14 protein-coding genes are annotated in these 12,874 nt (G+C 57.4%); 8 read left to right on the plus strand and 6 right to left on the minus strand.

Annotation, left to right across the window (positions count from 1 at the left end; genetic code table 11):
* The first annotated feature begins 34 nt into the window (after nt 1-34).
* Nucleotides 35-280 carry a helix-turn-helix domain-containing protein gene (locus KXU80_RS20385; RefSeq protein WP_219839137.1) on the plus strand — a complete coding sequence of 82 codons (246 nt, stop codon included), beginning with the start codon at nt 35-37 and terminating at the stop codon, nt 278-280.
* A gap of 204 nt (nt 281-484) precedes the next feature.
* Nucleotides 485-676: a cold-inducible protein YdjO-related protein gene (locus KXU80_RS20390; RefSeq protein ID WP_308858320.1), complete on the plus strand. Its 192-nt coding sequence runs from the start codon at nt 485-487 to the stop codon at nt 674-676.
* A gap of 207 nt (nt 677-883) precedes the next feature.
* On the opposite strand, the gene KXU80_RS20395 is transcribed toward KXU80_RS20390, so the two are convergent.
* Genes KXU80_RS20395 through KXU80_RS20420 form a run of 6 tightly spaced genes read right to left on the minus strand, consistent with a single transcriptional unit; the run spans nt 884 to nt 6,691 of the window.
* Nucleotides 884-1,903, minus strand: a complete 1,020-nt coding sequence (locus KXU80_RS20395) for an ADP-ribosylglycohydrolase family protein (protein WP_258171083.1) — start codon at nt 1,901-1,903, stop codon at nt 884-886.
* A gap of 8 nt (nt 1,904-1,911) precedes the next feature.
* The gene (locus tag KXU80_RS20400) at nt 1,912-2,850 is read right to left on the minus strand and encodes a carbohydrate kinase family protein (protein ID WP_219834974.1); all 939 of its coding nucleotides are present in this window, start codon (nt 2,848-2,850) and stop codon (nt 1,912-1,914) included.
* Between the two features lie 25 nt (nt 2,851-2,875).
* A complete protein-coding gene (locus tag KXU80_RS20405; protein ID WP_219834975.1) occupies nt 2,876-3,964 on the minus strand; it encodes an ABC transporter ATP-binding protein in 1,089 nt (362 codons plus the stop codon).
* Nucleotides 3,965-3,973: 9 nt separating this feature from the next.
* The gene (locus KXU80_RS20410; protein WP_219834976.1) at nt 3,974-4,759 is read right to left on the minus strand and encodes an ABC transporter permease; all 786 of its coding nucleotides are present in this window, start codon (nt 4,757-4,759) and stop codon (nt 3,974-3,976) included.
* A gap of 2 nt (nt 4,760-4,761) precedes the next feature.
* The gene (locus KXU80_RS20415; protein WP_219834977.1) at nt 4,762-5,583 is read right to left on the minus strand and encodes an ABC transporter permease; all 822 of its coding nucleotides are present in this window, start codon (nt 5,581-5,583) and stop codon (nt 4,762-4,764) included.
* A 25-nt stretch (nt 5,584-5,608) separates the two neighbouring features.
* The gene (locus KXU80_RS20420) at nt 5,609-6,691 is read right to left on the minus strand and encodes an ABC transporter substrate-binding protein (RefSeq protein ID WP_219834978.1); all 1,083 of its coding nucleotides are present in this window, start codon (nt 6,689-6,691) and stop codon (nt 5,609-5,611) included.
* Between the two features lie 206 nt (nt 6,692-6,897).
* Here KXU80_RS20420 and KXU80_RS20425 point away from each other — a divergent pair, with 206 nt between their 5' ends.
* The 6 genes from KXU80_RS20425 (at nt 6,898) to KXU80_RS20450 (ending at nt 12,867) form a co-directional block, all read left to right on the plus strand.
* On the plus strand, nt 6,898-7,998 hold the full coding sequence (locus KXU80_RS20425) for an amidohydrolase/deacetylase family metallohydrolase (RefSeq protein ID WP_219834979.1): 1,101 nt from the start codon (nt 6,898-6,900) through the stop codon (nt 7,996-7,998).
* Nucleotides 7,976-9,079 (plus strand): DgaE family pyridoxal phosphate-dependent ammonia lyase, encoded by a 1,104-nt coding sequence (locus KXU80_RS20430; protein WP_219834980.1) that lies wholly within the window; start codon nt 7,976-7,978, stop codon nt 9,077-9,079. Before KXU80_RS20425 ends, KXU80_RS20430 begins: the two co-directional genes overlap by 23 nt.
* A gap of 1 nt (nt 9,080) precedes the next feature.
* Nucleotides 9,081-9,836: a 2-dehydro-3-deoxy-phosphogluconate aldolase gene (locus KXU80_RS20435; protein WP_219834981.1), complete on the plus strand. Its 756-nt coding sequence runs from the start codon at nt 9,081-9,083 to the stop codon at nt 9,834-9,836.
* A complete protein-coding gene (locus KXU80_RS20440; RefSeq protein ID WP_219834982.1) occupies nt 9,829-10,851 on the plus strand; it encodes a sugar kinase in 1,023 nt (340 codons plus the stop codon). Before KXU80_RS20435 ends, KXU80_RS20440 begins: the two co-directional genes overlap by 8 nt.
* Nucleotides 10,851-11,567, plus strand: coding sequence for a GntR family transcriptional regulator (locus tag KXU80_RS20445; RefSeq protein ID WP_219834983.1), 717 nt, complete (start codon nt 10,851-10,853; stop codon nt 11,565-11,567). The genes KXU80_RS20440 and KXU80_RS20445 overlap by 1 nt, the downstream gene beginning before the upstream one ends.
* A gap of 208 nt (nt 11,568-11,775) precedes the next feature.
* On the plus strand, nt 11,776-12,867 hold the full coding sequence (locus KXU80_RS20450) for an SPFH domain-containing protein (RefSeq protein WP_219834984.1): 1,092 nt from the start codon (nt 11,776-11,778) through the stop codon (nt 12,865-12,867).
* Nucleotides 12,868-12,874 lie beyond the last annotated feature (7 nt).

Here is a 12,874-nt window from a genome sequence, read left to right on the forward strand (position 1 = left end):
TACGGATCAAATAGAAACGAGCGTGGTACCTGATATGCAAGCGTTTAAGGACTGGAATCTGAAGGTGAAAGAAACGTTTAACGCAACAAGCAACGAAGTGGTGTTGACCGTAACGGAAGCGGGTCAATCGCTCGGTCTCTCCAAGGATCATATGAAGCAATACGTGGAAAAAAACAACCTGACCAAAGTTCCCATCATGAGAAGCGTTCATCGTTATCTGCTGCTGAAGAGCGAAATCGACGAAATCATTGCGCAAAAGAAAGGCGCCACCGTGCGTTAACCTGCTTCCAAAGGTTGGCTTCGCAAATTCGTCAAAATTATGGTATACTTAAAGTCTCGTATATGAGACGTCACGTCACATATTGAAAGGGTTGCGACGCCGCCTTTTTCGATAGGTGACTTTTTTTTGAAAGTCCAATAAAAGGGGGAGGACGCGCTGATGTATTATTCCCGTAAGAGACCCATGGAGAATTATCCAACTGAAATGACGACAATATGGTCGTGTACGAAGGAAGACTGCAACGGTTGGATGAGGATCAGCTATTCCTTTGAAGATGTACCGACCTGCGCGCAGTGCAAGTCTCCGATGATTCACAGCCAGAGAGAACTTCCTGTATTGCCGGACGCAAACAATGGCTTGAAAACCGGTGCGAAAAACGCGGGTACCACTACGTAAACGTTCCTAACCGTTCCCGCGAAGAAGCTCGGGAATGTCGGGAGTGCCCTTAAACGGTGCTTCCGTCCATAGAGGAGGCCGGTGCGGCGTTGTCTTCGAACAAGCGCGCATATCTGCTCGTCCTCGGCAAACGCAAAAACCCGACCGGAACCGGTCGGGTTTTTCGTCTGTCCGGCATGACCCTGACCGCAAACGGCTGCTACTGCTTCAAATTCGTTCAGCCCTGCGCACACGCAGTAAATCCGCGGCGATCTGCTTGAACGGAATCCCGTTCGTGCCTTCCACCTTGGCAATCCAGGCGGGATGGATGGCAGAAGCGCCGCTGTAAGCCCCGCACAACGAACCGACAATGGCGCCGTTCGTATCCGCGTCGTCGCCGATGTTTACGACCGCAATAATGCCTTCGTTCACCTGTCCGGACACGGCATAGAACACGCCGAGCGACAGAGGCACGGATTCGTAGCTCTTCATGCCGGCGCCGATATATGCGTACAAGCGCTCGCACACCTCTTGCAATGGCTTATTCCGCTCCTGGTCGACCACATCAATCGCCAAGCGGATGCGCGCGGCAATCGACGGCGAGGGCTTATCGAAGCCTCTGTGCTCGCCCGTCTCTGCCCCTTGGAGCGCGGCATCCATGACCTCCCTTGGCGTACAGCCGCCCTCCACGGCTCTCGCGATCGCGGCCGCGACGGCGCAAGCGGAGGCAACGCCGGCCCGGCTTCCGTGGGACGGCAGCGCGGACAACACGGCATCCTCGATCGCATGAGCGACGTTCCCATGGTCAAAGATGCCGATCGGTCCGACGCGCATAGCGGCCCCATTCGTATCCCCGTGTTTGCCGGCTTCCACGTAGTCGCCGCCCGACAGAAGCGTCTCCAGAAACTTGCGCGTGCTGGGTCCGATCACCGTGGAGTCCAGCATCTTGTACTGCACGGCCCACTGTTTCATTTTGGCCGCGAACAACGCCTGATCGAAACGTCCGGCTTCGATCAGGACGGACGAGACGATCAAGCTCTCCTGCGTATCGTCCGTAATGCCCCCTGCTTCTACTGCGCCGTGCGCCGTCTGCTCTTGATCCGGCGTCAAGAAATCCGTAATTCGGCCATATATTCGCCGAATCTGGGAGGGGGACATGAACGAAGCGGGCATACCCATGGCATCGCCGATCGCCGTTGCGACCAAGCATCCGTAAGCTCTGTCGAGCAGCATAGGATCGTGTTCCATATTCCCGTTCACCTTGCCTTCTGTATCAAATTCATGATGTCGTTCAGCGAGAACGCGCCGTGCGGACCCATGAGGGTCGTCGTAAGTGCGCCGCATGCGGCGGCGATTTGAACGGCTGTTCTCATGTCGTCACCCCGCGCCAAGCTGTACAGCAGGCCCCCGGCGAAGCTGTCGCCTGCGCCCGACGTATCGATGCTCTCGGCCGAGTAAGGCGCAACACGGTAACCGCCGTCAGCCGTTCGGACGTCCGCGCCGCGGCTGCCCTGCTTCAAGATGACGGTTCCGATGCCGAGCTCCCGCCAAGGCGGTTCACCGGCCGTGCCCCCGTTCAGCAGCTCGCCCAGTATCGTCCATTCGGCATCGTTCGGGAGGAGCAGGTCGGTAAGCTTCAATACAGTGAGCAGCGTCTCAGTCGGAATCGAAGCGGCCAGAGGGCCGGGATCGAACACGAGGTAGGCCCCGGCGGCTTTTAGCTTCTTCAACTCGCCGGCGATGGCGTCCGTGTACGCCGGGTCCAGCAAGTAGTAGCCGGTTACGTAAACATGGGATATTTGCCTGAAGTCTGCCCCTTCCAGCATGGAAGGCATGAAAACCGCTTCGCACCCTTTATAAGTCAGGAAGGTTCTTTCACCGTCCTGCTCGACGATGGAGAGGCAGTAGCCGGAGGCTTGCTTCTCTCCATATCGAATGGCCTCGGCGGGAAACTGCTTCTCTTCCAAGTAAGCTCTGATCCTCAGCCCCCAGGCGTCGTCGCCGACCGCAGACACGATCCAGGGACGGATTCCTAAATTCTGCAGCGTCGTTCCGACATTGATCGCGCAGCCGCCGACCCGGAAGAACGAATCATGAATGAGCGCGTCCCCGCCTCTTGGAGGGCTTTGGTCCACGAGCACGTACTGATCGATAATGATGCCGCCGAATAGCAGGATGGTTGTGCTGTCCGTCATGTTCTCCTTCGTCCTCCCCTTCTGCTCATTCCAGCAGTATGTTCTGGCTCTCGGCGCTCCAGCTCAGATAGACCTCGTCGCCTTGGCGAACGTCCTGTCCCTCGTCATCGTTCTGGCGCTGCACGTGCAGCTCTTGCCCCCTGACATCGATTACATAGGTAGACGTGCTGCCGGCATAAGTCATCAATTTGACAGTCCCCTTCAGGCCGGGAACAGGGGACAAGGCATCATCCTTCTGGAGTTGAATACGCTCCGGCCGAATAGAAAGCACAACCGATTGCCCGCTGCTGTGCTTCAAAGCGGAAGGCTCCGGCGGCGTAGGTACAGGCCAGCGGTCTCCATTTGCAAGCTCCAGAATGGCTTGGCTGTCCGCATGCGGCAGCAGCTTTCCCTTCAAGAAATTCGAGCGTCCGATAAAGCCGGCTACGAACATGTTAGCGGGCTGCTCGTAGATTGTGTGCGGAGAACCGGTCTGTTCGATTTTGCCGCTTCGCATGACGGCTATCCGATCCGACAGCGTCATGGCTTCTTCCTGATCATGCGTCACGAAGATCGTCGTGATTCCGGTGTTCTTCTGAATCATGCGCAGTTCGATCTGCATGGCGGAACGGAGGTTCTTGTCCAGCGCGCTCAAGCTCTCATCGAGCAGCAGCAGGGAAGGCTTGGTCACGAGTGCCCTCGCGAGCGCAACGCGCTGCTGCTGCCCGCCGGAGAGCTGCCTCGGCTTGCGCTGCTCGAAGCCGGAGAGCTGAACCATTTCGAGCGCCTTCGCCGTCTCCTTGCGTATCTCCTCCCGGGTCAGGCTTTGCTGCTCCAATCCATAGGCGATATTCTGCGCAGCGGTCATGTGCGGGAAGAGGGCGTAGCTTTGGAACACCATGCCGATGTTCCGCTTGTAGGGCGGGAGCTTGTCGATGGCTTGGCCGTTAATCGCAATCGTGCCCGCGTCTTGATGCTCGAAGCCGGCCGCAATGCGCATCGTCGTCGTTTTGCCGCAGCCCGACGGTCCGAGCAGGGAGAGGAAGACGCCTTCTTCCAGCTCGATGTCGATTCCACCTAGGACCCGGCTGCCGTTATACGACTTGGTCAGCTGCTTGATGTCCAGATAAGCCATGGCTGCCTCCTATTTCAAGAAGAATTTGAGCGAAGACCGCATGATGACCACGATCAGCAGAATCATCAGCGTCGTAGCTGCCAGCAAGAGGGTTGATGCCGCATTGATTTCAGGGGTAAAGCCGAACTTGATCGAGGCATAGATCTCGATCGGCAGCGTGCTGGACCCGCTCGGAATGAGGAAATACGACAGGATGAAGTTGTCGAACGAGATGACGAATGCGAGAAACCCGCCTGCCAGCATGGCGGGGAACAACAGCGGCAGCGTGATGCGCCGCACCGTCGTCCATTCGTTTGCCCCAAGGCTTGCCGAGGCTTCGTTGATCGACAGATCCATGCTCTGCAGCCTGGCCTTGATGACGAGCACCGCGTAAGGAAGGGAAACCACGACATGGCCGATCAGCAGCACCGTGAAGTTTTTGTCGATCCCGGCGGCGCTCAGCAGAAGCAGCATGGACAAGCCCAGAATGAGCCAAGGGATCGTAAGCGGCAGAACGACGAGCGCATCGATCCAGCCTTTCAGCTTGGAGGTTGTCTGCACGGCCCAGAGCATCAGCATCGCGGCGAGCACGACGCAGATGATCGCCGTTCCGGCTGCGATCGACAGGCTCGTTAACGATGCGCGGATCAGCGTCGTATCGGCGGCTAACGCCTTGTACCAGCTCAGGCTGAACGTGAAGGGGAGCGCATTATACTTAGACGCGTTGAACGACAAGGCCATCAGGACGAGAATCGGCGCGTAGAGGAACAGCAGGACAAGGGCGGCATACGTCCAGCCGATGGTTTTCTTCAGCATCGCTAAGCCTCCTTCTTCGCCAAGCGGGAAAGCACGGCCATGGATAGGAGAATGATCGCAAGCAGAATGAAGGAAACGGCAGCGCCGAAGTTCCAGCCGTAAATTTCAAAAAATTGATCCTCGATAACCATCCCGATGACGGAGCCTTCTGTTCCGCCCAGAATCCGCGGCTCGACGAAGACGCCGAGACTTGGCACGAACACGAGAATGCAGCCGGTAACGATGCCAGGCTTGCTAAGCGGAAGCACCACGCGTCTGAATGTGGTCAGCGGCCCGGCCTGCAGGCTTTTGGAGGCTTCCACCAAGGCGATGTCCACTTTCTCCAGCGACAAGTAGATCGTGATGACCATGTAAGGGAAGAAAATATGGACCATCGCGATGATTACTGCATAAGGCGTGAACAGCAGGCCGAGCGGTTCGGAGCCGATCAGATGGAGCTTCCGCAGCATAATGTCGAGGATGCCGCCTTCCCGAAGCAGGTTTTGCCATGCATAAGCCCGCACGAGCTGGCTGGTCCAGAACGGGATGATAATGGCCAGCAGCAGCAGGTTTTTGCCGCTGTGGATGAGGTTGACCATGACATACGCCATCGGATAGCTGATGAGGAGGCTGATCAATGTCACGCAGCAGCTGATTCGGATCGTCTTCCAAGTCAGCTTCAGGTAGATGCGTTTCTCGAAGAAATCCGCATAGTTCTGAAGCGTCAAATGACCGCGGGTCCCGTCGCTCAGCAGGCTGTAATAAACCATGATGAAGAGCGGAACCACGCAGAAGCATAGGAGCAGGATGACGGCCGGGCTCATCAGCCATATTTTTTTATCCATAACGCGTTCACTCCCGGGGCCGGCCTTAGTGCGACTTCACTTCGAGCCACAGCTCGTTCCACTTCTTCTTCTCCTCATCCGAGCGGTAGGAGATGAAGGTCAGCTTGCCGATCGTCTTCTCGTCCAATCCCATCTCTTCCACGAAAGCCGGATCCAGCGTACGGGTGACATTCTTGTTGACCGGCGCTGGGCCGCCGCGATTTACCCAGTCCTCCTGAAACTTCTTATCGATCATGAAATCGATAAATTGATGGGCAAGCTCCGGATTGCGCGTGCCTTTGACGATGGCCCAGTTATCGACCCAGCCGATTGCGCCTTCCTTCGGAATGACGTACTTGATGTGCTGTCCTTCCTTCTTCATCGCGGCCGTCTGGCCGCTCCACATTAAGCCGATGTCGACCGTGCCGCCGGCGTACAGCTTGGCGAATTCATCGCCGGTTTTCCAGTAGGTGCGATTAAGCGGCTTCTGTTTGATCAGCTTCTGCTTGATGGCATCCAGATCCGAAGGATGGTTCGGATTCTGCCCCAGGGCGAGCGCGGCCGTCATGACGGCATCGTTGAAATCGTCCCGGAACGCGATCTTGCCCTTGTGCGCGGTATCCCATAACGCCTGCACGGAGTCGATGGGTCCCTTTACGGTATCCGGGTTATAGACAATGGCTGTTGAACCCCATACCCAGGGCACGGCGTACACGGCACCGTCCTTGGCGTTCTCGGCCAGGTGCTTGAACGGTTCATAGATGGCGGCGTAATTGCTGAGCTTAGCGGTATCGACTGGCGAGAGCAGTCCATCGTTAATGGCAACAGGCAGGATGGAGGCGTTCGGCAGAACGACATCGAGATCGCCCGGCTTGCTGGTTCTTAGCTTCGTCAGCAGCTCTTCCTCGGAGGCCATGTAGGGATGGACGATCTTAACGTTGTACTTCGTCTCGAACGTCTTGATGACCTCGGGATCGTCGGAGCCGTAGCCCTTCCAATTCACGATTGTCAGCGTTTTCTTTTCGTTGTTCGGCGAGGATGGTGCGCCTTCGTTGGCCGCTTTGTTTCCGCAAGCGGTTGCGGACAGGAGAGACACGGCGATCCACACCCCAAGCATGGTCTTCTTCATGGTGAAACGCTCCCCTTTGGGTTCGATGTATACCTGATTTGTATATTTACCCCGGGGAGGCAAGGTTATGCAAAATCGAATACGGCTGCAGTAAGCGAACATGACAATTGTTTGTTGACGAGGATTTATTTGGCATGTAGCATAACATTATAACGTTATAATCTAAAACAGCGTGTCTGGTCAGTTAGAACTGAGGGTGGCTTACGATGACGGATAGATGGGTGCTGCGCGGGGCAAAGCTCACAGACGGCAGGGCGGTCGATATTGCAATTGAAGACGGGGTCATCAGGGCAGTGACGGCAGTGGGCTGCACTGCGGACGGTCAAACGATGGACTGTACCGGATGGTACGTGTCGAGCGGCTGGATTGACCTGCATGTCCACGCTTTCCCTGCATTTCATCCGTACGGGGACGAGATCGACGAGATCGGGGTGAAGCAGGGCGTTGCCGTGATCGTCGACGCCGGCAGCTGCGGTGCGGATCGAATCGGCGATTTGGCAGCGAGCCGCGAGAAAGCGATGACGACCGTCTTCGCGCTGCTAAACGTGTCCAAGATCGGTCTGCAGCGAATCGACGAGTTGTCCGACTTGGCTTGGCTCGATCGCGAACTTGCGCTGCATACGGTGCATGCATATTCGGATTTCATCGTCGGATGGAAGGCGAGAATGAGCGGCAGCGTCGTTCGGAACAACGGGATTCAGCCCCTGCTTATCGCAAGGGAATTGGCCGAAGCAAGCGGCCTGCCGTTAATGGTCCATATCGGCTCTGCGCCGCCGCGCATCGAAGACATTCTCCCGCTATTGGAGAAAGAGGATGTCGTGACGCACTATTTGAACGGGAAAAGCAACAATTTGTTTGACGGAAACGGCCGGCCGCTGCAGGAGCTGACCGAGGCTGTTGCCAGAGGCGTACGGCTGGATGTCGGACACGGGACGGCAAGCTTCTCCTTCCGAACGGCGGAGGCGGCGCTGCAAAGCGGCATCGGGTTCGATACGATCAGCTCGGACATTTATCGGGGGAATCGGCAGAACGGACCTGTTTACAGCTTGGCACATGTGATGTCGAAATTTCTATGCTTGGGTTATCCGCTCGAAGAGGTGGTCGATGCAGTGACGGTACGAGCAGCCGCGTGGCTGCGCAAACCGGAGCTGGGCCGCATTCAAGCCGGCGACCATGCGAACCTGACGCTGTTCGCCATCGAAGAAGAGCCTGTGGTTTTCGTCGATTCCGAAGGCGGTACGCGCAGAGGCGATCATCAAATTAAACCAAAAGGGGTGTTTGCCAATGGGCGGTTCTCTGCTTGCTAAATACGGGCTGAAACGTGTAATTAACGCCAGCGGGCGAATGAGCATTCTCGGCGTGTCGGCACCTTCCGACACGGTCATGGAAGCGATGAAGCAGGGGGGGCAAAGCTACGTGGAGATTGCCGATCTCGTCGATAAGGCGGGCGGCTATATCGCCGGCTTGCTGGGTGCCGAGGCTGCGGTTGTCGTTAACTCGGCGTCGAGCGGCATCGCCTTATCCGTCGCAGGCATCGTGACGCAGGGCAACCGGCGCCTGAGCGAGCGCCTTCATCAAGAGCCGATCGCGAAGAACGAGATCCTCATTCTGAAAGGCCATAATGTGCAGTACGGTGCCCCGGTCGAGACGATGGTGTTTCTGGGGGGCGGCAAGCTCGTTGAAGTCGGGTATGCGAACGAAGGCAAGGCGGAGCATATCGAAGACGCGATCGGCGACCGCACGGCTGCGATCCTTTACGTCAAATCTCATCATGCGGTTCAGAAGAACATGATCAGCGTGGAGGAAGCCTGGGCTGTGGCGCAGCGCTGCGGAATTCCTCTGATCGTGGATGCCGCCGCGGAAGAGAACGTCCGCAAATACGTGCAATGCTCGGATCTCGCCATCTACAGCGGTTCCAAAGCCATCGAAGGACCGACGTCCGGTATTATCGGCGGCAAGTCGGTCTTCATCGATATGGTCAAGGTACAGCTGCATGGCATCGGCCGCAGCATGAAGGTCGGCAAGGAGACGACGTTCGGGCTCCTTCAGGCGCTCGATGAATACCAGGTCAAAGCGGATAACAGCGAGCTAGAGAAAGCGGCGCTGCAGAAGCTCCTGCCGCTGAACGAGCAATCCGGCGTCAAGGTGTCAATCGTCCAGGATGAAGCGGGACGCGCGATTTACCGGGCTCGCATTCACATCGATCCAGCGCTGTCGGGGACGACCGCGAAGGCCGTCGTCGACGGGCTTCGCGAAGGGGAAATCGCCGTCTATACGCGCGATTACGGCGTGAAGCAAGGGTATTTCGATATCGATCCCCGTCCGCTCATGGGTGACGATATCGACGTGATTGCGGCTCGCATTCATACGCTGACGGGAGGCAATTAACATGTCCACAATGACGAAACGATTCTATCAGGGCCGAGCGGCGCTAAACGTGCTGGCAAACAGCGACCAGAATGCGAAGGCGGTATTCGAAGCAGCCGAAGGCTTCGTGCTTATCGGCGTCCTCTCGAAAGACTACCCGACCGTCGAAGCGGCAGTCGCGGCGATGAAGCAGTACGGCGAAGCGATCGACGATGCGGTCTCGATCGGACTCGGTGCCGGGGATAACCGGCAGGCGGCTGTCGTTGCGGAGATCGTGAAGCACTACCCCGGTACGCATATTAATCAAGTTTTCCCGGCTGTAGGTGCTACCCGAGCGAATCTGGGCGGGCGAGACAGCTGGATTAACAGCCTTGTTTCGCCGACAGGGCAAGCCGGCTTCGTGAACATTTCGACAGGCCCTGTGAGCGCTGCGCAGCCCGAGCAGGCGATCGTTCCCGTGAAGACGGCGATCGCGCTCGTGCGCGACATGGGGGGCAACGCGCTGAAGTACTTCCCGATGAACGGCTTAAGCTGCGAGGCTGAACTGCGCGCTGTGGCGAAGGCATGCGCCGAGGAAGGGTTCGCTCTCGAGCCTACAGGCGGCATCGATATGGACAATTTCGAGCCCATCCTGCGAATTGCGCTTGAAGCGGGCGTGCCGCAGGTTATTCCGCATGTCTACTCCTCGATCATGGATAAGGCGTCCGGCAGCACGAACGTACAGGACGTGCGCGTGCTGCTTGAGACGATGAAGAAGCTGGTCGAAAGCTATGGTTAAGCACGTGCGCGTCGCTGCGTTCGGCGAAGTCATGATGCGCCTGCAAGTGCCGGGATACCAACTATTGTCTCAAGCCGGCAGCTTGGACTATTCGTTCTCCGGCACGGGCGTGAACGTCGGCTCCGCGCTGGCAAGTTTCGGGTATGATGCCTCGCTCATCACGAGGCTGCCAGGCAACGCGCTCGGAGACGCTGCGGCTGCGAGCTTGCGGAAGCTGGGGCTTTCGACCGCTGATGTCATCCGCGGAGGCAGCTCCCTCGGGATGTATTTTCTGGAGAGCGGCTTCGGCGCAAGGCCGAGCCGCGTCACGTATGCGGGCCGGCAGGCGAGCAGCTTTAACACGGCGCCGGATGATGCATATGATTACGCCATGCTAGCCGCCGGCATTGATGTCGTTCATTTCTGCGGCATTACGCTTGCGATGAACGATGCCGTCAGGCGGCATATGCTTGAACTAGCCGCGGCCGTCAAGGCCAAGGGCGGCACAGTCGTCTTCGACTGCAATTATCGGCCGGGCCACTGGGGCGAGGACGGTTATACCAAAGCGAAGCCGTACTATGAGCGCATGCTGCGGCTCGCGGACATTGTGATGATGAACGAACGGGATGCGATGTGTATTCTCGGCATGCCGACGACCAAGACAGACCGTCTGGAGCAGCTCACTGAATTGATCCCGCAGGCGGCGTGCCGCTTCGGCATCGCCGTTATCGCGGGAACTCACAGAACCATTAACAGCGGCAATACGCACACGCTGCAAGGTTTTCTATATAAGCACGAAGCCTTCTCCTTCTCCGACCAGCTTACGTTTGCCGTATACGATCGAATCGGCGCGGGAGACGCCTTCGCGAGCGGAATCATCCATGGCGAGCTTGCCTCGTTCGAAGCAGAGCGGACGGTTCGTTTTGCGGCCGCGGCCGCAATGCTCGCGCACACGGTAGCGGGAGACACGCCGATGTCGAGCGAGAACGAAATTCTGCACGCCATGACGAACGCGAACGGAGACGTGATCCGATAATGAAGTTATCCCGCATCGAGAAGCCTTTATATGCGCAAATCGCGAACATCGTGAAGGACCGGATCCTGCACGGCGTGTATCCGGTAGGAACGAATATCCCGACGGAGCCGCAGCTCGAGGATGAATTTCAGGTCAGCAAAGTGACGGTGCGAGGCGCGATTAAGCTGCTGGCGCAGGATGGCTACGTCGAGACGGGCAGCGGCAAGGGAACGAAGGTGATCCGCAGCACGTCCGCCTCCAAGCTGTCCAAGCTGAAGCGGTTCACGGAGGTGCTGGTCGAAGAAGGCCACCGGATTCATAAGCAGCTGTTCCATGCCGAGCATGCCGGCAACGAAGAAGGGTCGATGGCGCACCGCTTGTTCGGCGAGCGATGCCTGCGGATCGAACGGCTGTACCATCTGAACGACGAGCCCTATATTCATTACACGCATTATTTGTCCAGCAAGGCCGCGAACATCGAGCTGTCCGACTTGAACGCGCAGTCGCTCTACGGTTTATTAGAGGAGCAGGGGGTGTCGCTGGACAAGTACCGGGATGAATTTTCCGTCTCTGCATCGCCGCCGGCTTCCGTTCTGGCCGCGCTGCGAATCGAGGAAGGGACGCCGCTTCTAAAGCGTTCGCGATTCGCTTATGACGAGAGCGGGGACTTGATCGAATACAGCGAAGGCTTCTATCATACCGAACGCCATCACTACGTCGTGAATTACGACGTCTAACTGCCAACTCCCTCCTGCCTGCGGAGGGAGTTTTTCGTTGCCGGATGGCACGTTGAAGCGTTGGCTTGCTTGATTGATTTCTCGCCGTTCACATTCAAGATTCTAATTAGGCCTGCTTCGGCGATTTACCGTATAATGATAAAAAGGGAAAGATTTGTTGGGGAATAGGCTGCCGTCATGCGTATAAGGATGGAATGGAGGATGACAAATGGGACTGTTTTCTTTTATCAAAGGCCAGTTTATCGAGGTTATCGAATGGGTGGAGGATACGCATTCCATCGTGTATCGGTTCCCGGCGTACGACAATGCGATCAAGATGGGCGCGCAGCTGACGGTGCGCGAAGGACAGGCGGCGATCTTCCTGAACGAAGGCACCATCGCCGATGTATTCGGACCGGGGCGGTATGAACTGAGCACGCAGAACATGCCGGTGTTGACGGCGCTCAAAGCATGGAAGCACGCGTTCAACTCGCCGTTCAAGGCGGATGTGTATTTCGTTAATACGACCAACGTCACCGACCAGAAATGGGGCACGACAAATCCGGTTCTAATGCGCGACAAGGAATTCGGCATGGTGCGTGTGCGCGGCTTCGGGAACTATTCCTTCAAAGTGAAGGACCCCGCCTTGTTCATGAGGGAAATTCTCGGTTCGCAGGCGGATTTTGATCCGCAGCAAATCGGCGGCTTCTTCAAGACGATGATCGTTTCCGGCGTGAGCGATTTGCTGGCCGAATCGGCGATCCCAATCATTGATCTGGCCATGCATTATGATGAGCTCAGCTCGCTCGGGAACACCAAGCTGCAATCGAATTTCGCGGCGATCGGGCTTGCGCTGACGGGCTTCGTCATCGAGAACATCTCGCTTCCCGAAGAGGTCGAGAAGATGGTCGACCGCAGGTCGTCGATGAATATTGCCGGAAACCTCGATCAATACATGAAGTTTCAAGCTGCGGAGTCGATGCGCGAGGCGGCGAACAATCCGGGCGGCATTGCCGGCGCCGGAGCGGGGCTAGGCGCCGGCATGGCCATGGGACAGATCATGAGCCAGGCGTTTGCCGGGTCCAATCAGCAATCTCCTCCGACTGCGGGCACGGAGCAGGCATCGCAGCCGAACCCGTCAGCCGCGAACCCGGAGGATAAGACCGAGCCGTGCTGCAATTGCAGCCATACGCTTCGAGCGAACGATAAATTCTGCCCCGAGTGCGGAACGGCCCGCCCGGAACGCCGTTTCTGCCACGAGTGCGGCGGCCCGCTGAGTGCGGGAGCGAAGTTCTGCTCCGGCTGCGGCACCAAAGTGTAAAGGGTGA

This window comes from Paenibacillus sp. R14(2021) (assembly GCF_019431355.1).
In the GTDB taxonomy this organism is placed as follows: domain Bacteria; phylum Bacillota; class Bacilli; order Paenibacillales; family Paenibacillaceae; genus Paenibacillus_Z.

Bases quoted from the DNA above. Each gene is read 5' to 3' on its own strand.
- KXU80_RS20385 (WP_219839137.1), top strand. From the start codon at position 35: ATGCAAGCGTTTAAGGACTGGAATCTGAAGGTGAAAGAAACGTTTAAC.
- KXU80_RS20390 (WP_308858320.1), top strand. From the start codon at position 485: ATGACGACAATATGGTCGTGTACGAAGGAAGACTGCAACGGTTGGATG.
- KXU80_RS20395 (WP_258171083.1), bottom strand. From the start codon at position 1,903: ATGGAACACGATCCTATGCTGCTCGACAGAGCTTACGGATGCTTGGTC.
- KXU80_RS20400 (WP_219834974.1), bottom strand. From the start codon at position 2,850: ATGACGGACAGCACAACCATCCTGCTATTCGGCGGCATCATTATCGAT.
- KXU80_RS20405 (WP_219834975.1), bottom strand. From the start codon at position 3,964: ATGGCTTATCTGGACATCAAGCAGCTGACCAAGTCGTATAACGGCAGC.
- KXU80_RS20410 (WP_219834976.1), bottom strand. From the start codon at position 4,759: ATGCTGAAGAAAACCATCGGCTGGACGTATGCCGCCCTTGTCCTGCTG.
- KXU80_RS20415 (WP_219834977.1), bottom strand. From the start codon at position 5,583: ATGGATAAAAAAATATGGCTGATGAGCCCGGCCGTCATCCTGCTCCTA.
- KXU80_RS20420 (WP_219834978.1), bottom strand. From the start codon at position 6,691: ATGAAGAAGACCATGCTTGGGGTGTGGATCGCCGTGTCTCTCCTGTCC.
- KXU80_RS20425 (WP_219834979.1), top strand. From the start codon at position 6,898: ATGACGGATAGATGGGTGCTGCGCGGGGCAAAGCTCACAGACGGCAGG.
- KXU80_RS20430 (WP_219834980.1), top strand. From the start codon at position 7,976: ATGGGCGGTTCTCTGCTTGCTAAATACGGGCTGAAACGTGTAATTAAC.
- KXU80_RS20435 (WP_219834981.1), top strand. From the start codon at position 9,081: ATGTCCACAATGACGAAACGATTCTATCAGGGCCGAGCGGCGCTAAAC.
- KXU80_RS20440 (WP_219834982.1), top strand. From the start codon at position 9,829: ATGGTTAAGCACGTGCGCGTCGCTGCGTTCGGCGAAGTCATGATGCGC.
- KXU80_RS20445 (WP_219834983.1), top strand. From the start codon at position 10,851: ATGAAGTTATCCCGCATCGAGAAGCCTTTATATGCGCAAATCGCGAAC.
- KXU80_RS20450 (WP_219834984.1), top strand. From the start codon at position 11,776: ATGGGACTGTTTTCTTTTATCAAAGGCCAGTTTATCGAGGTTATCGAA.